Genomic DNA, 22,065 nt, shown 5'->3' on the forward strand with positions numbered 1-22,065 from the left:
GAGCGCCTGCGCAGAAAATACCTTCTGAGGGGCGCCCGCGGCTGCGAAAATGGCCATGCGCGATCTCCACCCACTGCCGACCCCGCCGCGACCACAACGGCGCAGCCCCGCCCACCCATTGCCTGCGGCCCGCCCCGGCTGCGGCCCGTTCGAGAGCTTTGCCGTGACCGCTTCGCTGCCTCCGCCCCTGCCGTTGTCCAGCCGACTGATGATTCCGCGTGCCTTTCTCGCCCTGGCGCTGGTCGGCGCCCTGCTCGGCAGCACCACGCCCTCGCCGCTGTACGGGTTCTACCAATCGCTCTGGGGTTTTCCCTCGGTCACCCTGAGTGCCCTCTATGCGGTCTACGCCTTTGGCGTGCTGCTGTCGCTCGCCGCCCTCGGCAGGCTCTCCGACCGCCTGCCGGACCGCCGGCTGATCCTCCTGCCGGCTCTCGCCGTGGTCGGCCTCGGCGCGTTGCTCTTCGGCTTCGCCGACGACCTGCAGGAGCTGTTCCTCGGCCGCCTGCTGGCCGGGCTCGGCACCGGCGCCCTGACCGGCAGCGCCAACGCCGCGCTGATGGACTTCGACAACCTCGACCGGCAGCGCCGCGCACCCAGCCTGGCGAGCATCGCCTTCACCGGCGGTGCGGCGCTGGGCCCGGTGCTCAGCTCGGCGGCGCTGTACCTGGATTTCTGGCCGCGCAGCTCGCCCTTCCTGCTGATCGCCGCGCTGGCGCAGCTCGCCGGCCTGGGGCTGGTTTTCGGCAACTGGCCGAAACCGGCGAAGACGCCGGCATCCGCCGACCGCCCGGCCGGCCGCCAGCCGCTGAGGCAGGCCATGGTCTCGCTGTGGCCGGCGTTCGCCATGGTCTGCGCGGTGCTGGTACTGGGCTGGATGGTGGGCTCGCTGTTCATCGCCCTGGGCACCACCATGCTGGCTTCCCTGCTGCCGGCCGGCGCCCTGGCCGCCGCCGGGCTGATCGTCGCCGCCTTCCAGATCGCCGCCGGCGCCACCCAGTTCCTCTGCCGGCGGATGCCCGCCGGACGGGCGATCCGCGTCGGCTGCGCTCTGCTGGCGGCCAGCTGGGCCGGCTGCACCGCCAGCCTGGCGTACGGCCAGGCCTGGGGTTTCTGCCTGTTCACCCTGTGCAGCGGCGTCGGCTACGGCGCGGCCTTCGTCGGCGCCATGGGTCGCCTGGCCATCATCGCCCCGGCGGACCACCGTGGCTCGCTGAGTTCGCTGTTCTACGTGGCCGGCTACCTCGGCAGCGCCCTGAGCATCCTCGGCATCGGCGCGCTGGTCGACGCCATCGGCCTGCTGCCGGCGATGCAGGGGCTGGTCGTGTGCGTCGGGCTGGCGGCTGTGGCGATTCTCTGCCGGGGGCGGTTCTAGTTCTGGAGCCGTCCATCCGTCAGTCGAGGTTCGTGCCTCTGGGGCGAGGCTTCTGCCGGTACGTCCGGTAAGGCTGCAGGCGCGGCCGGCAAGCCGGGAAGCTGCCCGAGCCGCCGGCGGTATTCGCTGGGCGTTTCGTGCATTTCATGGCGGAAGTGGCGGTTGAAGTTCGACAGGTTGCCGTAGCCGACCTGGAAGCAGATGTCCGCGATCGACTGCCGGCTTTGCAGCAGCAGGCGGCAGGCCCGCTGGATACGCAGCTTGCGGATCAGGTCGACGAAGGTGTGCCCGGTCGTGCGCTTGAAGAAGCGCGAAAAGGCCGGCTCGCTCATCTGCAGGCGCTGGGCGATGACCGACAGACGGATTTCGCCGGCCAGATCGGCCAGGATGTAGTCGAACACCTGATTGATCCGCCTGGTCGTCAGGCTGTCCAGCAGGGGCGAATAATGAGGGCTGGCCAGCGTGCGGCTCTCGTCGGCGTCGGCCCGGGCCAGGGTTTCCAGGAGCGACAGAAACAGCACCAGGCGCCTGAGACCGTCCGTCTGCCCGATGGTCTCGAGCAACCGGGCAGCACTACGGGCCGTCTCGCCCGTGAACTCGACGCCCTGCCGGGCCCGCTCGAACAGGGGCTGCAACCCGCCCAGTTCGGGCAGGCTTTCGCGCAGCTTCAGCAGACTTTCCCCGTCGAACTGCAGGACCACGTCGCGTCCCCGGATGCATTGCTCCGGCGCCAGATCGCTGATCCAGTCATGGGGCAGTCCGGGGCCCATCAGCGCCACGTGGCCGGGGCCGAAGTGGCCGATATGGTCCCCGGCGAGCAGCTTGCCGGTGCCTCGACGGATCAGGTGGATCTCGAACTCGGGGTGATGATTCCAGCGTGCCAATGGGAAGGGGTAATCGTGCTCGTACCAGCGGAAGCTGTGCTGCGGCTCGTTGAGGATCACCTCGAGATCCGAAGGTCTTCCACCGAAATCGCTACCCTTCATCATCACCCGGCGACGTCCTCTGGCTGTTCCTCCGAGGGTAGCCGCTGCAATCAGCCCTCGGCAAAGGTGATTTGCACCTTCACATCGCCCGGCTGGGCGCTGGCGGCCCGCTCGAAGGCCTCGACGCCCCGTTCGAAGGGGTAGGTCGCCGAGATCAGCGGCTTCAGGTCGACCTTGCCACTGGCGATCAGGTTCACGGCCCGCTCGTAGACATTAGCGTAGCGGAACACGGTCTCGATGCGGATCTCCTTGGCCTGGGCCGCCACCACGTCGAAGGGCACCGGCTCGACCGGCATCCCTACCAGGACCAGCGCGCCGCCGGGGCAGACGGTCGCCAGGGCGTCGTCGTAGGCGCGCGCACTGCCGCTGGCCTCGAACACCACGTCCGCACCCCAGCCGCCGGTGGCCTCGGCCACCTTGTCCTTCAGGGAGTGCGCCTTCACGTTGACGGCGGTGATGCCTTCGTAGCGCCCGGCGATGGCCAGTTTTTCCTCCATCAGGTCGGACACCAGCACCTGGCTCGCGCCGCCGGCCAGGGCGGCCAGGGCGGTCATCATGCCGATGGTGCCGGCGCCGATGACCACGGCGACATCGCCGGGCTTGATGCGCGCCTTGACGGCTGCCTGCATGCCGATCGCGAAGGGTTCCACCAGCGCCCCTTCGGCAAAGCTGACGTGATCGGGCAGCTTGTAGGCGAAGGCCGCCGGATGGACGACTTCCGGGGTCAGGCAGCCATGCACCGGCGGGGTGGCCCAGAACACCACCGACGGATCGACGTTATAGAGCCCCAGGCGCGAAGCTTTGGACTTGGGATCGGGAATGCCGGGCTCCATGCAGACGCGGTCGCCCGCGGCCAGGTGGGTGACGTTGCTACCGACTTCGATGACCGTACCGGCGGCCTCGTGCCCCAGCACCATTGGCTGATCGACAATGAAAGGGCCGATCCGGCCATGGGTGTAGTAGTGCACGTCGCTGCCGCACACGCCTACGGTATGGATGCGGATGCGCACATCATCCGGACCCAGGGGGGGAGTGGGCAGGTCGATGTCGCGGATCTTCAGGTCGTGTTGCTTTTCCAGGACCAGAGCTTTCATGGGTGGCTTCTCCTGTTCAGATGGCTTTGCTGGTGTTCGATTGGGGCGGAAGGCGAAGGTCGGGGCCGATCTGGTGTTCGAGTCCGGGCTGGTCGACATGGATGAAGTAGGTCAGCACCATCCCGACCAGGTAGAGCAGGGCATAGATCCAGACCACGCCCTCCACGCCCACCGCGGAAATGGTCAGGGTGGCGATGGCCGGGCCCATGAAGTTGGAAAGGCCGGCGGCCAGGTTGTGGGCCGAGATGGCCGCGCCCTTGTGCTCCGGGGCCATGGCCGGAAAGATCGCGCCCATCGGCACGAAGGCGGACACGCCGACGCCCAGGGCGACCGCGGCCAGGATGGCGGCCGGAAAGCTGGCACCGTAGGTGAGCGGCACGTAATAGAAGGCCAGGGTGGCGAGTGCGCATCCGGCGCAGCCGAACCAGCGCATCTGGAACACCCAGCCGATCCGGTCGCCGATCAGGCCCCACATCACGTTGGTGAAGATAGTGACGATGAACAGGGCGCCCCAGACGCGCAGCCATTGCTCCATGCTGAAGCCCACCTCGGGCGAGGTGAAGAACAGCGGCATGATCACGGGGAAGCCGAACAGCGTCAGGTTGCAGATGATCCGCACGATGGCGGCGATGAGGATGCTGCGATGCTGGAAAAGGATGGTGACGCCACGGCCCAGCTCACGAAAACGCCCGGCCAGATCCCGGTTGGCGCCGCTATCTTCCGCCTGCCGGTCCTTCACCAGGAACACGACCATGGCGCCCGCTATCGCCACCCAGGCGACGGCCATCCATAGCGTGCCCATGAAGCCGATATGGGGAATGCTGAAACTGGGCAGGTAAGTGCCGAGAAAACCGATGCCGATCGAATACATCGTCCAGTACCAGCCCATGGCCGAAGCCAGACGGGCGCGTGGCGCCACTTGGGCGACCCAGACGACGAAGGCATAAATGAACAGGGGATAGGCCAGACCCCGAATGCCGTAGAACAACACCATCAAGGCGTAGTTCTTTTCTTCCAGGCCGAAGAGCAGGAAAAGCACATGGAAGACGATCCAGGCGATCACGCCGATGCGCATGATCCGGCGCGGACCGAATATGTCGGCCAATACTCCGGAACTCCAGCTGGACAGGGCTGCCAGCAATCCATAAACGGTGAAGAGAAGGGATGCCTGTGTGGCCGAGAAGCCGAGATCGACGACGTAGCGCGACAGAAAGGCCAGTTCGATGCCGTCTCCTGTCATGAACAAGGCAATGGCGATATAGCCCCATATGAGCGACAAGGGCATGCCGAGCAGCAGCCCTCGCGACTCTTCGCGATGAGTCATGGTGTTTTCCTTTGTTGTAGTTGTAGGTGAGTGCGGCCGTCAGTTAACGGCCGGTGAATTAAAACTAACGAGGGGATGGGTTGACTGGCTAGCGCGCTTCTTTCCGCGGGGTGATACTTTTTTGCGGTGCCGTCCAAATGCGAAAGTCGGTAATGACAGAATGATGTAAAAGATCGGACGCTTATCTCTGCAGAAACTTCATGGTCTGCAGAGTGTGATCAAGAAAAATGGATCTGAACTTTCATGCAGTTATTCAAGATCTTTTTATTGCATCGATAACTTCCGAAGCCGATCGCCGGCCGGCCGCGAAAGTTGTACGCCCCCGTTGTTTGCAACGCGCCGATGGGAATGGCTGCCTAGCCGGTTCCCGGCGGCGGAATCGGCCTCGCCTAGCTGTGATCCTGCCGCGCCTGGCTGCGGAACTCGCTGGGCGCCAGGCGGGTGTGGCGGCGGAAGAAGCGGCTGAAATAGCCCTCGTCGGAGAAGCCCAGGTCGTGGGCGATCTCCTTGATGCTGCGGCTGGAGTAGGCCAGCTCGCGCTTGGCTTCGAGCAGCAGGCGGGCGTTGATCGCTGCCAGCGGGCTCATGCCCAGCTGTTCCTGGCAGAGCCGCCCCAGGGTCGCCAGGGTCATGCCGAGCAGGTCGGCGTAGTCGCTGACCGGACGATGGCTGCGAAAATGGATCTCCACCTGTTCGCGGAACTGGCGGAACTGGCGGACCTGCTGGCTGCGCCGGCCGCGCGGCTGTCCCGGCTCGGCCGCGGCCGACTCGCCCAGACGAGCGATGTGGACGACCAGCGCCAGGAGCAGGGCGGTGCTGCAGGCCGCATGCTCGCGGCCGCGGGCCAGGTATTCCTCCTCGAGGGCGGCGAACAGCGGCAGCAGCGGGTCTTCCGCCGCCGTCCAGCGCGGCAGGTCGATCAGCTGGCGGCTGCGCAGCAGCGGCAGCAGGTCGGGGGAGAGGACTTCAGCCGCCGATTCCAGCGGCTGCTGCAGGGCGGTGATCACCTTGCCCTCCACCGGACCCTGCCAGTCGAAGCCGTGCACGCTCTGCGCCGGGATATGGATGATGCAGGGCGCGCGGGCCGCCAGGCGGACGCTGTCGCAGAGCACCTGGCCGCCGCCCTGCTGCAGGTAGAGGATCTGCAGCTGGCTGTCGTGGCGATGCGGCTCGATCGACCAGTCGTAGGCGCCGGAGCGGTTGGAAATGGTCTCCACGTGGAGGGATTCGTGCCAGACCGGCTGGGCGGCCTCGCCATAGAGGGCGTAGCTGGGAATCTTGTGCATTGTTCTGGGCTCCTTGCCTTCCCTGATTAGCCCGCGGTGGCTGGGCCGGTCAATGCGACTCTTCCCGGATGCGCTTTTTTGTTCGAAATGTCGGAGTGGTTGCCGATTTCGTCCATTCTGGAGCGCCGCCACGCCCGCCTAACATCCCTCCCCACGTGCAGGGCCGGAAGGCCCGACGCGCCCACAACAATAAAACGCGGCGCCACGGCGCGCCGCCCTGCGTGAGTGCCGGAGATGGTCATGAACAACAACGACAACTGGCTGGGACTCGACTCGGCCGTCTGTGTGGTCACCGGAGCGGCCGGCGGCATCGGCCGCGAAATCGCCGCCGCGCTGGTCGGGCAGGGCGCCCGGGTGGTGCTGCTGGATCGCGACGCGGCCGGTTGCGCGCACCTTGCCGAGCAACTGTCCCCTCGTGCCGCCGAACCCGTCCAGGCTATCGCCTGCGACATCGCCGACCCGGCGAGTGTGCAGCAGGCGGCTGCGACGTGCTGATCAACAACGCCAGCGTGCTGCAGCCCGGCGGCATCGCGGAGATCAGTCTGGAGAAGTGGAACCAGGTGCTGTCGGTCAACCTGAACGGCTACCTGCTCTGTTCCCAGGCCTTCGGCCGTTCGATGCTGGCTCGCGGTTGTGGGCGCATCGTGCACATCGCCTCGATCGCCGCGCACTCGCCGCAGCCCTGGAGCGGCGCCTACAGCGCGGCCAAGGCCGGGGTGAGCATGCTCTCCCGGCAGATCGCCAGCGAATGGGGGCCGCGCGGCGTGCGCAGCAACGCCGTCTGCCCGGGGCTGATCCGCACGCCCCTGTCCGCCGCTTTCTATGCCGATCCGCAGATCGAGCGCCAACGCTGCGCCATGACCGCCAACGGGCGGATCGGCGAGCCCACCGACATCGCCAACGCCGTGCTGTTCCTCGCCAGCCCGCGCGCCGACTACGTCAACGGCGCCGAGCTGACCGTCGATGGCGGCCTGGAAAGCATGCTGATGGCGCTGATCCCGCGCCCCGGCTTCGAGTCGCCCGCCACCGCCCGCCAGGGCTGAACCCCCCATTCACCGGCGCGCGCCGCTTTTAGGCGCGGGCGCGCCCCTGCCTGTCCGGCAAGGAGACTGCTCATGACTGCGCAAACCCCGCTTCCCACGCTCAGCTGCGACGTACTGGTCGTCGGCTCCGGCGCGGGCGGCCTGTCGACCGCCATCACCGCAAAGAAGCACGGCCTGGATGTGCTGGTGGTGGAGAAGGAAGAGTATTTCGGCGGCACCACGGCCTTTTCCGGCGGTGTGCTGTGGATTCCCGGCAACCACCTGGCCAGGGCCTCCGGCGTGCAGGACAGCCGCGAGGCGGCGCGCACCTACCTGCGGAACGAGGCGGGGGCCTTCTTCGACGAGCGGGCGGTGGACGCCCTGCTCGAGCACGGCCCGGAAATGGTCGAGTTCTTCGAGCGCGAGACCGAGGTCAAGTTCGTCCCGACCCTCTATCCCGACTACCACCCGACGCTGCCCGGCGGCGTCGACATCGGCCGCTCGGTGCTGGCGGCGCCCTACGACATCCGCCGGCTCGGCAAGGACATGGCGCGCCTGCGTCCGCCGCTGGAGACCATCACCTTCATCGGCATGATGTTCAACTCGTCGAACGCCGACCTGAAACACTTCTTCAACGCCACCCGGTCGCTGACCTCGTTCGTCTACGTGACCAAACGGCTGACCACCCACCTCAAGGAGCTGCTCCTCTACCGCCGCGGCATCAACGTGACCAGCGGCAACGCCCTGGCCGCGCGCCTGGCCCAGTCGGCGCTGGATCTGGACATCCCGATCCACACCCGTACCCCCGCCAGCGAGCTGCTGCTGGAGAACGGCCGGGTGATCGGCGCTTTGGTCCGCGGGCCGCAGGGCGCGCAGCGGATCTAGGCGCGGCGCGGCGTGGTGCTGGCCAGCGGCGGCTTCTCCCATGACCTGGCGCGCATCCACCAGGCCTATCCGCACCTGCGCCGCGGCGGCGAGCACCTGTCGCCGGTGCCGGCCGGCAACACCGGCGACGGCGCCTACCTGGCCGAGTCCGTCGGCGGCAAGCTGGAGCTGCGCTTCCCCGAGGCCGCGGCCTGGATGCCGGTCTCCAGGGTGCCGCTGAGCAAGGGCCGCCACGGGGTCTTCCCGCACCTGCTCGACCGCTATAAGCCGGGCGTCATCGGCGTGCTGCGCGACGGCCGGCGCTTCACCAACGAGCCGGAGTCCTACCACGACGTTGGCGCCGCGCTGATCCGCGCCTGCGAAGGCCAGCGCGAAACCGCCATGTGGCTGGTCTGCGACCGCACCGCCATCGGCAAGTACGGCCTGGGCTACGCCAAGCCGGCGCCGATGCCGCTGCGTCCGCTGCTGCGCAGCGGCTATCTGCTCAAGGGCGCGACCCTCGCCGAGCTGGCGCAGCGGGCCGGCATCGACCCGCACGGGCTGGAGGAGACGGTGCGCCAGTACAACCTCGGCGCCGAGCGCGGGGTGGACAACGAATTCGGCCGCGGCACCACCGCGTTCAACCGCTACCTAGCCGACCCGGAGCACCGGCCCAACCCCTGCGTGGCGCCGATCGCCAGGGGGCCGTACTACGCGGTGAAGGTGGTCATGGGCGACCTCGGCACCTTCGACGGCCTGCGCACCAGCCTCGAGGGCGAGGTGCTGGGCGAGGGCGGCGCGGCCATCCCCGGCCTGTACGCGGTGGGCAACGACCGCGCCAGCGTCATGGGCGGCAACTATCCGGGCGCCGGCATCACCCTCGGCCCGATCATGACCTTCGGCTACCTCACCGGCCGCCATCTGGCCCGCGCTGAGGCGCTGCAACCCGCAACCCGCTACCGGGAGGCTGTGTGATGAACCACAAGCCGGTCGTCGACCACCGCATCTACACCATCAAGCCGCGCGGCATGGCCGAATTTCTCGAGGTCTTCGACCGCCTGGCGATGCCGGTGCTGCTGCGTCACCTGGGCAGGCCGCTGGCCTTCTACACCAGCTGCATCGGGCCGCTGAACCAGGTGGTGCACCTCTGGGGCTACGACAGCCTGGACGACTTCGAGAAACGCGCCCTGGCCCGCGACAGCGACCCGGAGTTTCGCGAGTACCTGCAGGCCTCGGCGCACCTGGTGATCGCCCAGGAGACGCGGATCATCCGCCCGGTGCAGTTTCAGAGCTTGCTGTAACGACTGCGCCGCCGGTTGCCTTGCCGGCGGCGCGCTTGCCCGCAAACCCACCGGTTGCGCACGTCCGGCAGTGCGCGCGCAGCCCTCATGCCCGGAGGAAATGCCGTTCGTGCGCTGCCATCCCCGATCGCCTTTCGACAATAAAAAAATGAGCCCGAGGCTCGAGGTGACTTCAAGTGAACGCGACAAGAACAATGGATGTGCGTGAACTGATCAACGACCGCCCCTTCGGCGGCTTCCAGAAACTGGTGGTGTTCTTCTGCTTCGTGATCATCGCCCTGGACGGCTTCGACGTGGCGGTGATGGGGCTGATCGCGCCCCAGCTGCGCGAGGACTGGGGGGTGACGCCGCAGGCGCTCGGGCCGGTGCAGAGCGCCGCGCTGGTCGGTCTGGCGGTCGGCGCGCTGGTCGCCGGGCCGCTGGCCGACCGCTACGGACGCAAGATCGTGCTGGTCACCAGCGTGCTGTTCTTCGGCTTCTGGACGCTGGTCACGGCCTTCTCCAGCGATGTCACCCAACTGGTGGTGTTCCGCTTCCCCACCGGCCTGGGCCTCGGCGCTGCCATGCCCAATGCCGCCACCCTGACCGCGGAGTTCGCCCCGGAGCGCAAGCGCGCCTTCCTGGTCACCGTGGCCTTCTGCGGCTTCTCCTTCGGGGCGGCCGGCGGCGGTTTCCTGTCCGCCTGGATGATCCCCAACCTCGGCTGGCAGAGCGTGCTGATCATGGGCGGGGTGTTGCCGCTTTTGGTGGTGCCGCTGCTGATCTGGAAGATGCCGGAGTCGCTGAGCTTTCTGGTCAGCCGCCGGGCACCGCGGGAGCGCATCCGGGGCATCGTCGAGCGGATCGCGCCGGGCGCCGCCGACAGCCGCACCGACTTCGTGATGCCGAGTGCCCCGCAGCAGCAGGGCGGTGCGCGGCTGGTGCTGTCCAGCCATTACCGCTTCGGCACCCTGATGCTGTGGGTGGGGTATTTCACCGCGCTGTTTCTCGTCTACCTGTTCAGCAGCTGGTTGCCGACCCTGGTCAAGTCGGGCGGTTACAGCGTTGCCGATGCGGCCATCGTCACCTCCATGTTCCAGATCGGCGGGCCGGTCGGCGCGCTCTGCGTCGGCTGGGCGATGGACCGTTTCCGGCCGCACGGGGTGCTGCTCGTGACCATGCTGGTGGCGGCGTTGGCCATCTGCGCGATCGGCCAGGCGACCCACGACCTGCTCCTGCTCGGCGCCATCGCCTGCGCGGTGGGCTTCTGCCTGAACGGCGGCAGCGTCGGCATGAACGCCATGGCCACCTGTTTCTATCCCACCGAGGCGCGCGCCACCGGAGCCTGCTGGATGAGTGGCATCGGCCGCTTCGGCGCCATCCTCAGCGCCTTCGCCGGCGGCCAGATGATCGCCATGGGGCTGCCGCTCGGCCAGGTGTTCGCCCTGCTGGCGATTCCCGCCGTGCTCTCCGGGCTGGCGCTCGCCGCCAAAGGGCTGGACCGGCGCAGCATGCCGCAGCTGCAGACCGCCTGACCCTCGAACCGCACCCGCGCTGCGGGTGCTGCTCCGTTCGCAGTCATGGGCGGCGGCGGGTCCATCGTCACCATGGCCTCGACCCTGGCGCATGTGGGAACAGGAGAACAGCACGGCCCATTCGGCGGCCAAGGCCGCGGTGGTCAACTTCACCCGCTCGGTCGCCCTGGCCAGCGACCGGGCCGCGATCGTGACCGGCACCTGTCTGCAGGTCGACGCTGGCTATACTGCGATCTGACGGAGCGGCGCGTGGAGTTGGGGGAGGTTCCGTCTAGAATGGCCGTCTTTCGCAACGAGACGGGCTGACAATCAAATGACTGGAGTTCTCTCCTATGTCCACCTCGACCCCGATACGTCGTGTGGCCGGCACCCTGGCTGCACTGCACCTGCTGCTGTTCACCCAGATTCCCATGGCCCAGGCGGCGATGATCGGCACGCCGGAAGTGATCGCCGCGGAGCAGCATCGGGTCGATCGCCAGCAGTTGCGGCAGATGCTCGAGGACCAGGAGGTCCGGAGGAAGCTGGAGGCCCTGGGGGTCGACCGGCAGCAGGTCGAGCAGCGGATCGGCAGCCTCACCAGCGCGGAACTGGCACAGTTCAACCGGCAACTGGCCGAGGCGCCGGCCGGGGGCAGCGTGGTGGGCATCATCGTGCTGTTCCTGGTGATCTTCATCGTTACCGACATGCTCTGCGCCACGGATGTCTACACCTTCATCCGTTGCGTCAGGTGACGGGCAGCCTGCGGGCGATCCTCCTGCTCGGGTTGTTCTCATTGCTTGCGGCGTGCGCGCGTGCTCCGCTGTTGCCGGCGGAGACCGCGCGCCTGCCCGAGCGGGTCGAGCTGCCCGGCGTGCCCTTCTATCCGCAGGACGACTACCAGTGCGGGCCGGCGGCGCTGGCGACCATGCTCAGCCAGCGTGGCCTGGATACCTCGCCGGGGCTGCTCAAGGACCAGGTGTACCTGCCCGGTCGCCAGGGCAGCCTGCAGGTGGAGATGGTGGCCGCCGCGCGCCGCCACGGGATGCTGGTCTATCCCCTGGCGCCGCGGCTGGAGAGCGTGCTGGCCGAGGTGGCCGCCGGCAACCCGGTGCTGGTGCTGCAGAACCTCGCGCTGGACTGGTGGCCGAGCTGGCATTTTGCAGTGGTGGTGGGCTACGACCGCCGCGAACAGCAGCTCATCCTGCGTTCGGGAACCACGCGCCGGCTGACGACCGATTTCGTCGCCTTTGACCGGACCTGGGCGAAGGGCGGGCGCTGGGCCGTGTTGACGCTGCCGGCGAACCGGCTGCCGGCGACGGCGCAGGCGCAGTCCTGGCTGCAGTCGGCCAGCGACCTGGAGGAGACCGGGCAGGCGGACGTGGCGCAGCGGGCCTATCGCGCCGCGGTGGAGCACTGGCCGGAGGCGTCCGTCGGCTGGTTCGCCCTGGCCAACAGTCGCCATGCCGAGGGCAATCCGCGCGGTGCCGAGGAGGCGCTGCGGGAAAGCCTGAAGCGCGATCCGCGACTCGCCGCCGGCTGGTTCAATCTGTCCGAGGTTCTTGCCGAGCGCGGCTGCCCGGCGGTCGCCAGCCAGGCCCGCAGTTGCGCCCGGCAACTGGCGCCGCAGGACTCGCGCTTCGCGGCGGAGCTGCCCGCGGCCTGGGCCGCCGACGCGAACTGCGCGCCGGTGCCGGTCTGTCCGTCGTCCTGAGTCAGACCCCCAGCCGGTCCCGCAGCGTGTAGTACCAGGCGCCGAGGGCGGTGAAGGGCACGCGCAAGAGGCGGCCGCCGGGGAAGGGGTAGTGCGGCAGCGCGGCGAAGGCGTCGAAGCGCTCGGCCTGGCCGCGCAGGGCCTCGGCGAGCAGCCGGCCGGCCAGGTGGGTGTAGGTGACACCGTGGCCGCTGCAGCCCTGGGAGTAGTAGAGGTTGTCGCCGATCCGCCCGACCTGCGGCAGGCGCGAGAGGGTGAGGAGGAAGTTGCCGGTCCAGGCGTAGTCGATCTTCACCTTCTGCAGTTGCGGGAAGGTCCTGAGCATCTTCGGCCGGATGATCGCCTCGATGTCTCGGGGATCGCGGGCGCCGTAGATCACGCCGCCGCCGTAGACGAGCCGCCGGTCGGCGGAGAGCCGGTAGTAGTCGAGCAGGTAGTTGCAGTCCTCGACGCAGTAGTCCTGCGGCAGCAGGCTGGCGGCCAGCTCCTCGCCGAGGGGCTCGGTGGCGATCATCTGGGTGCCGCAGGGCATCGACTTGGCCGCCAGCTCGGGGACCAGATCGCCCAGATAGGCATTGCCGGCCAGCACCACGAACTTCGCCCTGACCCGTCCCTGCGGGGTATGCACCAGCGGATTGGCGCCGCGCTCGATGCGTACGGCGGGCGACTGTTCGTGGATCACGCCACCCAGGGATTCCACCGCCGCAGCCTCGCCGAGGGCCAGGTTGAGCGGGTGGATGTGGCCGCCGGTCATGTCCAGCATGCCGCCCACATAGCGCTCGCTGGCCACCACCTCGCGGATGCGGCGGGCGTCCAGCAGTTCCAGCCGGGTATGCCCATAGCGCTCCCAGAGCTTCTTCTGCGCCTCCAGGTGGGCCATCTGCCTGGGCGTGAAGGCGGCGAACACGCCGCCGTCCTTCAGGTCGCACCGGATGCCGTGGCGGGCGACCAGTTCGCGCAGGATGCGCCCGCCCTCGAAGGCCATCTCGCCGATCCGGCGGGCCTGTTCGGCGGGCAGGCTGCGCTCGATCACGTCGATGTCGCGACTGTAGCTATTGACGATCTGCCCGCCGTTGCGCCCGGAGGCGCCGAAGCCGACCCTGGCCGCCTCCAGCACAATGACGCGAAAGCCGTTTTCCAGCAGGAACAAGGCGGCGGACAGCCCGGTGTAACCTGCACCGACGATGCACACGTCGGTTTCGGCTTCGCCGATGAGCTCCGGACGCTCCGGAGCGGGATGGGCCGAGGCAGCGTAGTAGGAGAGCGGGTAGTCGGTGTTCGCCATCGTGCGGCTTCCTGTTCCGAATATTCGACGTCGGATCGATGCTACCGGAGCGGATTTTCCCCGGCTAGCGCGCCGGAATCCGGCCCGGATGGGAAAAATCATTTTTTTCAGTCGGTTAGCGGAAAAAGGTATTGACAGGCCAGCGCAAGTCCGTAGAATGCGCGGCCATCGACAGGCACATAGCTCAGTTGGTTAGAGCACCACCTTGACATGGTGGGGGTCGTTGGTTCGAGTCCAATTGTGCCTACCAAACAAAACCCGCGCTGCGCGGGGCTTAGAAGGCGATCCGAAAGGGTCGCCTTTTTTGTTTTGGGAAAATATTGGGAATATTTTGGGAAAACGCCCACCGGCTCATAGCTTCAGGTCTGCCTGGACACGCTGGTAGACGATTCCCTTCTTCTCGTGACCGGCCTGGTAGTAGGCAGTCATTTCTTCCGTCGAATGGCCCATCAGGGCCTGCACGTATTCCTGCGAGAATCCCTGTTGCTGGTAGAGCCAGGCGCCAAGTGCGCGCAGCTCGTGCACGGTAGGGCGGGCCAGGGGATCCTTGATATGGTCGTAGGCGTGCGCCGCATCCCTGGCCTTCCGAAATTCCTTGGTTAGATAGTCATCCGTCACCGCCGACCAATGGAGCTTGGCGTCGATCTGCTCGCGCTTGCGGGCCCTGGGCCGGTAGCAGATCAGGTAGGGGCTGGCGATCGGCTCGGCCAGGCACTCCTGCACGACCGCGCGCAGATCGGCCCCCATCTCGATCTCTAGATGGATAGGGTTCTCGTAGTTCTGGGTCTTGCCGGTGCTGATGCGGATGGTGTTGGACGCCATGTCCACCGCTGCGCGCTCCCAGGTCACCAGATCCTCCCGGCGCTGCAGGCTCAGTAGCGCGAGTCGGATTGCGCGTTTGAGCCAGGGCGCCGTGGTGTCGGCCTCGAGAATCTTGGCCACGCCCTCAAGGGTATGGCGCTGGCGCTTTTTCTCTTCCTCCCGCTTCTTGAGCGTCATTTCGGCGTAGTTGCGCTCGGCCAGGCCCTTGGCTACGGCGAAGTCGAAAATCTGAATCATCAGCCCGCGGTGCTTGGTGTAGGCGTTGTTGTTGTACTGGTCCAGGTATTCTGCGACGGCGAGCACATCGAGCTGGCCTACAAGCTTCTTGCCCAGGTCCGTCCGGTACCGCTCGAGCTTGATAGCGATCTCCTTGCACGTACTGGCGGCCAGCTTGCGGTCTGGCAGGTATTCGGTTTCGAAGCGGTCGCAGAGGCGAGCGAAGGTCGGCGCCTCTTCTCCGGTGAGCAGTGAGAGCAGTTCACCGTCATCGACCATGAGCGGTGCAAGCTTGGCGTTAGCGGCTTTGGCCAGCTTGGCGGCCTCGGCCAGAGAGCGGTTGATGCTGATTTTCTTACCTGTGATGGGGTTGCGGTACTGCCAGTATTTGCCGTTCGGGTAGAGGTTTGGCGGCAGGTCGCGGTTTTTGCTGGTGCGCTTCCGGGGTGGTGCCATCAGCCGATCTCCAGCATCTTGGCCAGCAGCGGATCGTTCGAGCCGAGCAAGGCAGCCTGCAGGTCGACGAAATACAGACCGCCGCGCACCTCGCCAGCGAGTTCCCCCTCCTCGATCCACTTCTTCAGCTGCTGCAGGCTCGGTTTCCCGCCGGCATAGCGCAGCTTCCTGTATTCGCCGGCCTCCATCAGTCGCGGCATGTTCACGGTCAGCTGTGAAATGACCTTTGCCATGGCAATACTTCTCCGCACCGCCAAGGTTGGGCGGCGTGCTGGTGTTGGTGGATGGGTTACTTGCGCCGCTGGAACTGCGTGCAGCGGACGATGATGGTGCGGCCTTCTACTTCAAGGACGGGCATGGAGGCGAAGGGCAGGGAGGAGCAGTTGTGCTTGGCGTAGCGGCAGGCGACGCACATGCCGCCCTTGGGCTGGTAGTTCATCGGCTGGCCTCCAGCAGCTTGCGCAGGAGTTCCTTTTCTTCTTTGGCCTGTTTCAATCCATCGCCCGTATCGAAGGGGCCGCCGACCAGTGACCAGGCGCTGGCGAATACCTGTACCTGCTCCATGATCTGCTCGACCCATGCAGATTGCTGCTCTGCCTGCTCCGGCGCTGCGGTGTCGCCGGGGGCGGCTGGCAGAGGCAGCAGCTCGTAATTGCAGCAGTAGTCGTGCTCCTCGCCCCAAAAGCGGCCATCTTCGTCCATGCCTTCATCGTCGATCTGATCTTCCGGCGGGCGCTCGATCACGTTGACCTTGGTCGCTACGGCAGTCACCTCTCCGGCGACGACAAGCTCAACGTCTTCGTCCCAGCCGTCGTCTAGGTACTGCTGGATAACCGCATCCGACGCGGCATCACGCTCTTCAGGCGTGCGGTAGTACGTGAAGTCGCCGTTGCAGTGGTCGTAGATGAAGAAACGAAACTCTGCGCTCGGGAAATCGCTTGTCTTCTTTTGCTCAGACATTGCTCAACTCCTTCTTGTCGGCGCGGTCCAGGCGCTCGATCTCGGCCAGGATCAGGGCGCCGGCCTTAACCAGCTCACGGCGACGATCCCCCGTCTTTCCATCCCAGCCATCCGGCTTGATGGCTTCGCCAAGCGTTTCGGCATAGCCAGTGCTGGTTGCATCCCAGTCGCGAGCTGCCGGCGGCATGGCATAGAAGCAGGCAAAGGCGGCGATCTCGTCGCAGGAATGCGCGTCGTCATGCTCCGGTGTCCAGCCCTCTACCTCAATCTGCCGGCGGCGCTCGGCCAGCACGTCGGTGGCTGCCTGGCTCTGCTGCGCTGGCGGGGCTGCGTCTCGCTCTTTCCGTTCTGCATCGCCGATCTCCCAGAACTGATGCAGCCAGTGGCCCTCGGGGGGCGGCGTGGTGCCCTGCTTGCCGAATGCCAGGGCACCAATAACGCAATCCAGCAGGTCGCGCTTGTAGGCGTTATCTCCGTCGATGCTCAGATTGTTCTCGCGGCGCATGCGGTCGATTGCTTCGTTCATGCCGGCTTGGGTCGGCTGCGCCGGCGGGGTCGGCGCACTGACAATCCGTGCGAACTCGCTGATTGCCATCATGTGAGCCAGATCGCTGTCGTTTATGTAGACGCCAAGGCCGGACTTCTTCAGTGCATCGCCAAGTGTTCTATCCCATACGGTCACCGGGATTTCCCGTTGGCCTGCGGGCGGGGTCGGCGCGGCGGAGAGCATTGCCTTGTACTGATCGAAGACGCGGGCTCTACCGCTTCGATCTGGCTCCCCAAGCGATACCTCATACCCGGCTTCAACCATTTCGATGGTTGGCCTTTCAGGAACAGGCTTCCAGCCGTCCAGCACGGCAACCGGGGCTACGTCCTTCGCAGGAATGGCCGCATCGCAGTTCTCACACATGCCAGATCCATGGATGAAACCGGCGCCGTAGCTGCCGGCTGGGTACTCATCACCGCAGATGCACTGCACCATCTCATCCACCAGGCTCTGCACTGGCGCGGTCGTTTCTTGGCTCATTTGGTCTGCTCCATGTCGGTAGTTATTGCCTTGACGATTGGTGCCCCGATGACGCGCACGTCACGAAGATTCAGGGCGCGAAGCACGCGGGCTACGGCCGCCTCTGCAGCCTGGCGGTAGACCTGGGCCAGGTCGCAGCCGGGGCCCCAGCTGCCTACGTTGGATATTTTGATGGTCAACTGGACCTTGGCGCTTGTGGTCACGCGCGCGCTTGGTTTGCTCAATTCGGGAACTCCTTGGTGTCAGAATGCGAAAGCGAAGTTGGTGCCGACCGGCGGCAGTTCGGCGGTCTGGATAGGGGGCGGCAGTGATATTTCCAGCGCCGGGGCGGCATCCGCGTCGAAGGGAGTGCCAACCAACGGTGTTGTCGTTGGCCAGGGGATCAGGCCCTCGTCGCTCCTGCACGGGGCCCAGCGGGCTATCAGGTCCCACACAGCGTCGAAGAACCAGCCGTGCCCGACGCAGTAACCGCCGGTCAGGTAGTCCACGCGGATGAGTTGGTCGCGTGGCGGCGTTTCTGATGTCGGCCGCCAGTCGAGTTCGGTAGTGCGGGTGGGGCGAGGGATAGCTTTTTCCGGAGGGCAGTTGGGTGGTTCACCTGGATCACTCGGCTCCGGAGCATCCAGCGCCTCGAACTGCCTGCGAGCCGCTTCCCCGGACGCTACCGCCTGGCCGCCGATACGCAGGGCGTCGAAGTGGGCGCGCCCGCAGGCGGGACACTCCTGAAACTCGAGGACTGCGCGCTGTTTCGAGCGTTCGGCCCGGCCAGGCTTTGTGCTGGCGCCGCAGCTGCATTGCATAGATAGGGATTCTCCAGGCAACAGAAAGCCGTACCGCCGGCGGTGGCCGGCAGTTGGCTTATGGTTCGGTGGGTTAGATCAGGTCAGGCTTTGCGATGACGTACTGCTGTGGCGACTCAAAGTTGCGCTTGAGGCTTTCGATCGCGCGGTGCATTTGAGCCAGCTTGTTGCGATAGGTGCGAACTTCCCACCATGCGGCGGCTACGTTATAGCCGGCCTTGGTCAGCCTGGTCAGGATCAGCTCGCAAGGGGATTCGGCCGGATCGACCAGATCCAACGGGAAAACTTCCAAGAAATCGGTGTGCTCGTTGCGGTGGTACTGAGTCCCTGGCCGGCGACCGGACAGATAATCGACCGGGAAGTGGATGTCGAGGCGAGGTTCCGTTTTGGGCTCCGGCTTTTTTCTCAGCCATTCCCCCTCCAGCGCGTAGGCGGCGATGAAGTTCCGGGCGGCGTCGAGCTGGTCGGCCGGGATGTCGGCAGCGGAGCGGACACCGAAGGCGGCATGGGTCTGCGACCAGATTTTCGCCGTGGCGCGGCGCTGGACCGCCTGCGGCAGAGAAACCACCTTGCCCTTGATGATCGCGCCGAGCATATGGAAGCCGTCGGTGCCGATCGTCTGGCCGAGGAGGGTATCCATCTTGCCGCTGGTGTCCTCGTACCGGCCGTGCTTGCGGATCGTGGGTAGGACTTCATCGCACACCCAGGACTCGAACCGCAGCGCCTCGTCCTTCCGGCTCTTGATGATCAGGCGGTAGAGATTGCCCTCGCTGATGAACGTCACGCGCCGCTTCTGGCCTCCGGATCTGATGTCACTGGTAGTTACACCAGCCTCTCGGCAGTTGTCGACTACGGCCTTGCGGCTGTTGGCATAGCCGAGGACAGCGCAAACGTCTGCCGCGCAGAACCACGGCTGGTCGCCGATCAGCAGCGTGCGGACTTCGCGGGCTTCAAATTGGAAGGGGATTACTTGGGCGGTGCTGCTCATAGTGGGCGATCCGTTTCTAGTCGGAGATTGACCGCCACAGGAATATGGCGGCCGGGAGGCTAGAAACCCGTGCACCCACGGGCGGACTTCTTCCCCTTTCGGGTGTTGTATCCGTCGCCCTCCCGGCCATAAACCGCGAGCGCCCACAGTCCATGGCGGACTGCGGGCGAAAAAAATCCACGACTATCGGGCGTGGTGGCGTTCCGGGGTGCATTCGAGTTTCTAGGCTCTTGGCGCGAACCTTAGCCCCGGAATCTCTCAGCGTCAACGGTGCGCCGCTCGCTGCATCGGCGAAACCCCCTGTTTCGTCGGCTCCTTTGTCTTGTCGGTTTGGTCACCGGGTTGCAGCGGATGCAGTCTTTCCTCTCGCCAAGGAGGTGCAGGCCATCGCTTTGGCTTCGGCAGTAGGTGATGGATTAGCTTTCTTTGGGCATGGGGATACCTGTCACCATGGTGGCATTATGGAATAAAGCCGAATAAGCTTGGGCGGATAAGTCTCTGCTAAATAATGGCTAAGAGGTTCCGATGAAATCGGTATTTAGATACTCCAAAAAAAAGTATAATGACTCTTTATTAAAACTTGGTGGTATTCGGATCGGAACTTTGCACGATTTTCGAAAGGCAGAGCATAAGCAGGGGATATCTGATCCAAATGAGGGGAAAAGGATTATTAGACATCATATTCCTTATGTGAATAGCGACGATGAAGATAGCATTCATCTAAAAGCTATTCAGATGTTTGGGGTGATTAAGGTTGCTAATGGTCTTAACTGTACGTTCGAAAATGTCAATATGGCTATGGATTTTAATTTACCAGACTGCTTCGTATATTGCGTGTCGTCGTGTCTATCCAGAAATGTAATGGGGCAGTTCGAAGGTGCGGATTCATGTGTTGAAGTAGTTGATGTTATGAGGTTTTTTAATCGCTTAACTGATACTTTGCATAGGAATGTACCAATTCGTGATTTTGTATTGTCCGAGGTTAAGTATCAATCTCGCGATGAGGTTTGGAACAATAAAGATCTTGGCGTCCATCCGGCTTTTATAAAAGAAAGTGAGTTTTCTAGTCAGTTTGAAGTGCGGATGATATGGATCCCTAAATTCAAAGATGCTATCAGTCCAATCATTTTGAGTGATGTAGGATTAGTTAGGTTTTTAAAGGTAGTGAGTGTCTAGTTAATTATTCGCAAAGAGCTTATTCAATAGTCATGCTTGCCAATTTCGCCGATCTGCTGCCAGTGCCCGTCCATAGGCGTCAGGCCAGCAGACGCTGCTGAACCTGCAGCTCCTCGGCAAACAGGGCGGAAACCAAGGCCCGCATCGGCGGCGGGCTGACGCTGTTGCCGACGAAGCGCACCTGCACCTTCTTCGAGAAGGTCCGCCCGTCGTGCCCGCGGTCGAAGACATAGCCCTTCGGAAAGCCCTGGGCGGCGTAGAGCTCGGCCGGGGTGAGCATCCGCATGCCGATGTCGACGATGACGTAGGGCGTGCCGCGCACCGTGACGGTGACCAGGGCCAGCCGATCCTTGGTCGTGATGGTGTGCAGCGGGTCGCGCAGGTCCTGCCCGTCGCCCTGGCCGTAATACTTGGTCAGGAATGCGGCTACACGCAGGGCGCCGGCCTCGACCTCCGATGACAGCGTGCAGGCGACCAGCGCGTGGTGCTCAGCCCCGGCGGTGATCACCGGTACCGGCTCCGTCAGCTCGCGGCCCACGCAGTTCTTGCGCAGGGTCATCAGGCTGGCAGTCACCAGCTGCTGCTGGCTGCCAGTGTTGGTGATGGTGGTCATGGGCTTGGTCAGCGCATGGCCGGGCGTTTCGTTGAAGCCGCCGTTCTGCTGGGCCAGGTAGGCGACCGCCAGGGCGAAGTGCCCGCCTTTCACCTCGCTGCAGATAGTGCGCAGCGGCTCGCTGGCTGGCATGTTGCGCTGGCTGCTGCCGTTGGCGTGCTCGGTGATCAGCGGGGCAACCTCGCACTTCACCGCGGCGAAGCGGGCGGCGCCGGCCAGGACGGTCGGTAGCGGCTCGCGTGGGTCAATGCCGGTCACGTTCTGCGCCATCGCCGCAAGGCTGCCAACGGCACCGTCTGGAGCGATGAACGGGTCGGGGTTGTCGATGACGAATTTCTGGATGCCCTTGGCCAGACGCGCCAGGGTCTTCTCGGCCAGCGGCCGGCGAACCCCGAGAGCCTTGCCTTCCTGGGCGTCGAGAAAGATCGACGGGCACGGGATCGACCAGTCGATGTGCTCGGCGGCGGCGCTCAGCTTGCGCTGGCCGCGCTTCGGCTTGGCGGCATGGCTGGGTTCGGGCCAGCGGATCGGCACGTCATCGCGGCGAGCCGCCAGATAGAGCCGCTTGCGCAGAGTGGCAGCGCCATGCAGGCAGGCCGCGTAGGAGCGCCACTGGACGGCGTACCCCAGGCCTCGCAGCGCGCCGACGAAGTGCTGCCAGTTGCGACCGCGGCGCTTTGTGCAGGGGACCAGGTACTGCTCGGCGACCGGCACGTGCTCGCCAGGGCCGGCCACGCTGCCATCGACCTTCACAACACGGCCGGTGCTGGCGCAGCGCTTGGCCACCAGCGGGCCCCACTGCAGCATCTGCTCGACGTTCTCCAGGGTGATCACCCGCGGCGCCCTGCCGTGACGGGCCAGCGTGCCGGCCCACTTGATGACCACCCACGCCAGCGCGCGGATCTTCCGGCTGCGCGGCTGGCCGGCGCGGGCCTGCGAATGATGCGTGCAGTCCGGCGAAGCGTGCAGCAGGCCGACCGGGCGGCTGGCGGTGGCCTCCAGCGGGCAGACCTCGTAGACGTCGCTCAGGTAGTGGCGGGCATGCGGGTGGTTCAGGGTGTGCATGCTCACGGCGTCGGGATCGTGGTTGATGGCCACGTCCACCGGGCGGCCGAGGGCCTGCTCGATGCCGGTGCTGGCGCCGCCGCCGCCGGCGAACAGGTCGACGATGATCTCGCCGGTGAAGTTGAGGCCGAACTGGGTATGGAAGGCGGTCATGCTCTCTCCAGGCAGAAGGGGGCTGCACCGCCGGCGCGGGGGCTGCAGCGG

At 65.5% G+C, this 22,065-nt stretch carries 21 protein-coding genes, 1 tRNA gene and 2 pseudogenes; 10 read left to right on the forward strand and 14 right to left on the reverse strand.

Features of this window, described 5'->3' with window-relative positions; translation table 11 throughout:
• The first annotated feature begins 163 nt into the window (after positions 1–163).
• Positions 164–1,372: an MFS transporter gene (locus tag ACG10_RS07815; protein WP_089167794.1), complete on the forward strand. Its 1,209-nt coding sequence runs from the start codon at positions 164–166 to the stop codon at positions 1,370–1,372.
• Here the strand turns inward: ACG10_RS07815 and ACG10_RS07820 are convergent.
• The 4 genes from ACG10_RS07820 to ACG10_RS07835 all read right to left on the reverse strand — a co-directional run bounded on the left by ACG10_RS07820 (position 1,369) and on the right by ACG10_RS07835 (position 6,062).
• The gene (locus ACG10_RS07820) at positions 1,369–2,358 is read right to left on the reverse strand and encodes a helix-turn-helix domain-containing protein (RefSeq protein ID WP_232487257.1); all 990 of its coding nucleotides are present in this window, start codon (positions 2,356–2,358) and stop codon (positions 1,369–1,371) included. The two genes, ACG10_RS07815 and ACG10_RS07820, sit on opposite strands and share 4 nt — an antisense overlap.
• A 50-nt stretch (positions 2,359–2,408) precedes the next feature.
• On the reverse strand, positions 2,409–3,452 hold the full coding sequence (locus ACG10_RS07825) for an NAD(P)-dependent alcohol dehydrogenase (RefSeq protein ID WP_089167795.1): 1,044 nt from the start codon (positions 3,450–3,452) through the stop codon (positions 2,409–2,411).
• A 16-nt stretch (positions 3,453–3,468) separates the two neighbouring features.
• Positions 3,469–4,776 (reverse strand): MFS transporter, encoded by a 1,308-nt coding sequence (locus ACG10_RS07830; protein ID WP_089167796.1) that lies wholly within the window; start codon positions 4,774–4,776, stop codon positions 3,469–3,471.
• A gap of 389 nt (positions 4,777–5,165) precedes the next feature.
• Positions 5,166–6,062, reverse strand: a complete 897-nt coding sequence (locus ACG10_RS07835) for a helix-turn-helix domain-containing protein (RefSeq protein ID WP_089167797.1) — start codon at positions 6,060–6,062, stop codon at positions 5,166–5,168.
• Between the two features lie 240 nt (positions 6,063–6,302).
• On the opposite strand from ACG10_RS07835, the pseudogene ACG10_RS07840 reads away from it, so the two are divergent.
• The 7 genes and pseudogenes from ACG10_RS07840 to ACG10_RS07865 all read left to right on the forward strand — a co-directional run bounded on the left by ACG10_RS07840 (position 6,303) and on the right by ACG10_RS07865 (position 12,453).
• Positions 6,303–7,105, forward strand: a pseudogene (locus ACG10_RS07840) (SDR family NAD(P)-dependent oxidoreductase).
• 72 nt (positions 7,106–7,177) lie between these two features.
• Positions 7,178–8,923: pseudogene (locus ACG10_RS07845) on the forward strand (FAD-dependent oxidoreductase).
• On the forward strand, positions 8,923–9,249 hold the full coding sequence (locus tag ACG10_RS07850; RefSeq protein ID WP_089167798.1) for an NIPSNAP family protein: 327 nt from the start codon (positions 8,923–8,925) through the stop codon (positions 9,247–9,249). Before ACG10_RS07845 ends, ACG10_RS07850 begins: the two are co-directional and overlap by 1 nt.
• Positions 9,250–9,425: 176 nt before the next feature.
• Positions 9,426–10,763, forward strand: coding sequence for an MFS transporter (locus ACG10_RS07855; RefSeq protein WP_089167799.1), 1,338 nt, complete (start codon positions 9,426–9,428; stop codon positions 10,761–10,763).
• A 91-nt stretch (positions 10,764–10,854) separates the two neighbouring features.
• Positions 10,855–11,001, forward strand: a complete 147-nt coding sequence (locus tag ACG10_RS23580) for a hypothetical protein (protein ID WP_198319032.1) — start codon at positions 10,855–10,857, stop codon at positions 10,999–11,001.
• Positions 11,002–11,095: 94 nt separating this feature from the next.
• Positions 11,096–11,494 (forward strand): PA2779 family protein, encoded by a 399-nt coding sequence (locus tag ACG10_RS07860; RefSeq protein WP_089167800.1) that lies wholly within the window; start codon positions 11,096–11,098, stop codon positions 11,492–11,494.
• 41 nt (positions 11,495–11,535) lie between these two features.
• Positions 11,536–12,453, forward strand: coding sequence for a PA2778 family cysteine peptidase (locus ACG10_RS07865; RefSeq protein ID WP_089169814.1), 918 nt, complete (start codon positions 11,536–11,538; stop codon positions 12,451–12,453).
• 1 nt (position 12,454) lies between these two features.
• Here the strand turns inward: ACG10_RS07865 and ACG10_RS07870 are convergent, their stop codons facing one another.
• The gene (locus ACG10_RS07870) at positions 12,455–13,738 is read right to left on the reverse strand and encodes an NAD(P)/FAD-dependent oxidoreductase (protein WP_089167801.1); all 1,284 of its coding nucleotides are present in this window, start codon (positions 13,736–13,738) and stop codon (positions 12,455–12,457) included.
• 173 nt (positions 13,739–13,911) lie between these two features.
• On the opposite strand from ACG10_RS07870, the gene ACG10_RS07875 reads away from it, so the two are divergent.
• Positions 13,912–13,988 (forward strand) — tRNA-Val (locus tag ACG10_RS07875).
• Between the two features lie 101 nt (positions 13,989–14,089).
• Here ACG10_RS07875 and ACG10_RS07880 read toward each other — a convergent pair.
• The 8 genes from ACG10_RS07880 to ACG10_RS07910 all read right to left on the reverse strand — a co-directional run bounded on the left by ACG10_RS07880 (position 14,090) and on the right by ACG10_RS07910 (position 19,007).
• A complete protein-coding gene (locus tag ACG10_RS07880; protein WP_089167802.1) occupies positions 14,090–15,232 on the reverse strand; it encodes a tyrosine-type recombinase/integrase in 1,143 nt (380 codons plus the stop codon).
• The gene (locus ACG10_RS07885; protein ID WP_089167803.1) at positions 15,232–15,465 is read right to left on the reverse strand and encodes a hypothetical protein; all 234 of its coding nucleotides are present in this window, start codon (positions 15,463–15,465) and stop codon (positions 15,232–15,234) included. Before ACG10_RS07885 ends, ACG10_RS07880 begins: the two co-directional genes overlap by 1 nt.
• Before the next feature lie 56 nt (positions 15,466–15,521).
• Positions 15,522–15,671 carry a hypothetical protein gene (locus tag ACG10_RS23585; RefSeq protein ID WP_157731403.1) on the reverse strand — a complete coding sequence of 50 codons (150 nt, stop codon included), beginning with the start codon at positions 15,669–15,671 and terminating at the stop codon, positions 15,522–15,524.
• Complete coding sequence (locus ACG10_RS24090; RefSeq protein WP_198319033.1) at positions 15,668–16,192, reverse strand: hypothetical protein; 525 nt, start codon at positions 16,190–16,192, stop codon at positions 15,668–15,670. Before ACG10_RS24090 ends, ACG10_RS23585 begins: the two co-directional genes overlap by 4 nt.
• Positions 16,185–17,219, reverse strand: a complete 1,035-nt coding sequence (locus ACG10_RS07895) for a hypothetical protein (RefSeq protein ID WP_089167804.1) — start codon at positions 17,217–17,219, stop codon at positions 16,185–16,187. Before ACG10_RS07895 ends, ACG10_RS24090 begins: the two co-directional genes overlap by 8 nt.
• Positions 17,216–17,443 (reverse strand): hypothetical protein, encoded by a 228-nt coding sequence (locus ACG10_RS07900; protein WP_089167805.1) that lies wholly within the window; start codon positions 17,441–17,443, stop codon positions 17,216–17,218. The genes ACG10_RS07895 and ACG10_RS07900 overlap by 4 nt, the downstream gene beginning before the upstream one ends.
• A gap of 18 nt (positions 17,444–17,461) precedes the next feature.
• On the reverse strand, positions 17,462–17,707 hold the full coding sequence (locus tag ACG10_RS23590) for a hypothetical protein (RefSeq protein WP_157731405.1): 246 nt from the start codon (positions 17,705–17,707) through the stop codon (positions 17,462–17,464).
• 385 nt (positions 17,708–18,092) lie between these two features.
• Positions 18,093–19,007 carry a BRO-N domain-containing protein gene (locus ACG10_RS07910; RefSeq protein WP_089167807.1) on the reverse strand — a complete coding sequence of 305 codons (915 nt, stop codon included), beginning with the start codon at positions 19,005–19,007 and terminating at the stop codon, positions 18,093–18,095.
• 525 nt (positions 19,008–19,532) lie between these two features.
• Here ACG10_RS07910 and ACG10_RS23595 point away from each other — a divergent pair.
• Positions 19,533–20,183, forward strand: a complete 651-nt coding sequence (locus ACG10_RS23595; protein ID WP_157731407.1) for a hypothetical protein — start codon at positions 19,533–19,535, stop codon at positions 20,181–20,183.
• 79 nt (positions 20,184–20,262) lie between these two features.
• On the opposite strand, the gene ACG10_RS07915 is transcribed toward ACG10_RS23595, so the two are convergent.
• A complete protein-coding gene (locus tag ACG10_RS07915) occupies positions 20,263–22,014 on the reverse strand; it encodes a DNA cytosine methyltransferase (RefSeq protein WP_089167808.1) in 1,752 nt (583 codons plus the stop codon).
• Between the last annotated feature and the right edge of the window lie 51 nt (positions 22,015–22,065).

The organism is Azotobacter chroococcum, from assembly GCF_002220155.1.
Lineage (GTDB): Bacteria > Pseudomonadota > Gammaproteobacteria > Pseudomonadales > Pseudomonadaceae > Azotobacter > Azotobacter chroococcum.

Coding starts and splice junctions, on each gene's coding strand:
- ACG10_RS07820 (WP_232487257.1), bottom strand. CDS start 2,358: ATGAAGGGTAGCGATTTCGGTGGAAGACCTTCGGATCTCGAGGTGATC.
- ACG10_RS07825 (WP_089167795.1), bottom strand. CDS start 3,452: ATGAAAGCTCTGGTCCTGGAAAAGCAACACGACCTGAAGATCCGCGAC.
- ACG10_RS07830 (WP_089167796.1), bottom strand. CDS start 4,776: ATGACTCATCGCGAAGAGTCGCGAGGGCTGCTGCTCGGCATGCCCTTG.
- ACG10_RS07835 (WP_089167797.1), bottom strand. CDS start 6,062: ATGCACAAGATTCCCAGCTACGCCCTCTATGGCGAGGCCGCCCAGCCG.
- ACG10_RS07850 (WP_089167798.1), top strand. CDS start 8,923: ATGAACCACAAGCCGGTCGTCGACCACCGCATCTACACCATCAAGCCG.
- ACG10_RS23580 (WP_198319032.1), top strand. CDS start 10,855: ATGTGGGAACAGGAGAACAGCACGGCCCATTCGGCGGCCAAGGCCGCG.
- ACG10_RS07860 (WP_089167800.1), top strand. CDS start 11,096: ATGTCCACCTCGACCCCGATACGTCGTGTGGCCGGCACCCTGGCTGCA.
- ACG10_RS07870 (WP_089167801.1), bottom strand. CDS start 13,738: ATGGCGAACACCGACTACCCGCTCTCCTACTACGCTGCCTCGGCCCAT.
- ACG10_RS07880 (WP_089167802.1), bottom strand. CDS start 15,232: ATGGCACCACCCCGGAAGCGCACCAGCAAAAACCGCGACCTGCCGCCA.
- ACG10_RS07885 (WP_089167803.1), bottom strand. CDS start 15,465: ATGGCAAAGGTCATTTCACAGCTGACCGTGAACATGCCGCGACTGATG.
- ACG10_RS23585 (WP_157731403.1), bottom strand. CDS start 15,671: ATGAACTACCAGCCCAAGGGCGGCATGTGCGTCGCCTGCCGCTACGCC.
- ACG10_RS24090 (WP_198319033.1), bottom strand. CDS start 16,192: ATGTCTGAGCAAAAGAAGACAAGCGATTTCCCGAGCGCAGAGTTTCGT.
- ACG10_RS07895 (WP_089167804.1), bottom strand. CDS start 17,219: ATGAGCCAAGAAACGACCGCGCCAGTGCAGAGCCTGGTGGATGAGATG.
- ACG10_RS07910 (WP_089167807.1), bottom strand. CDS start 19,007: ATGAGCAGCACCGCCCAAGTAATCCCCTTCCAATTTGAAGCCCGCGAA.
- ACG10_RS23595 (WP_157731407.1), top strand. CDS start 19,533: ATGAAATCGGTATTTAGATACTCCAAAAAAAAGTATAATGACTCTTTA.
- ACG10_RS07915 (WP_089167808.1), bottom strand. CDS start 22,014: ATGACCGCCTTCCATACCCAGTTCGGCCTCAACTTCACCGGCGAGATC.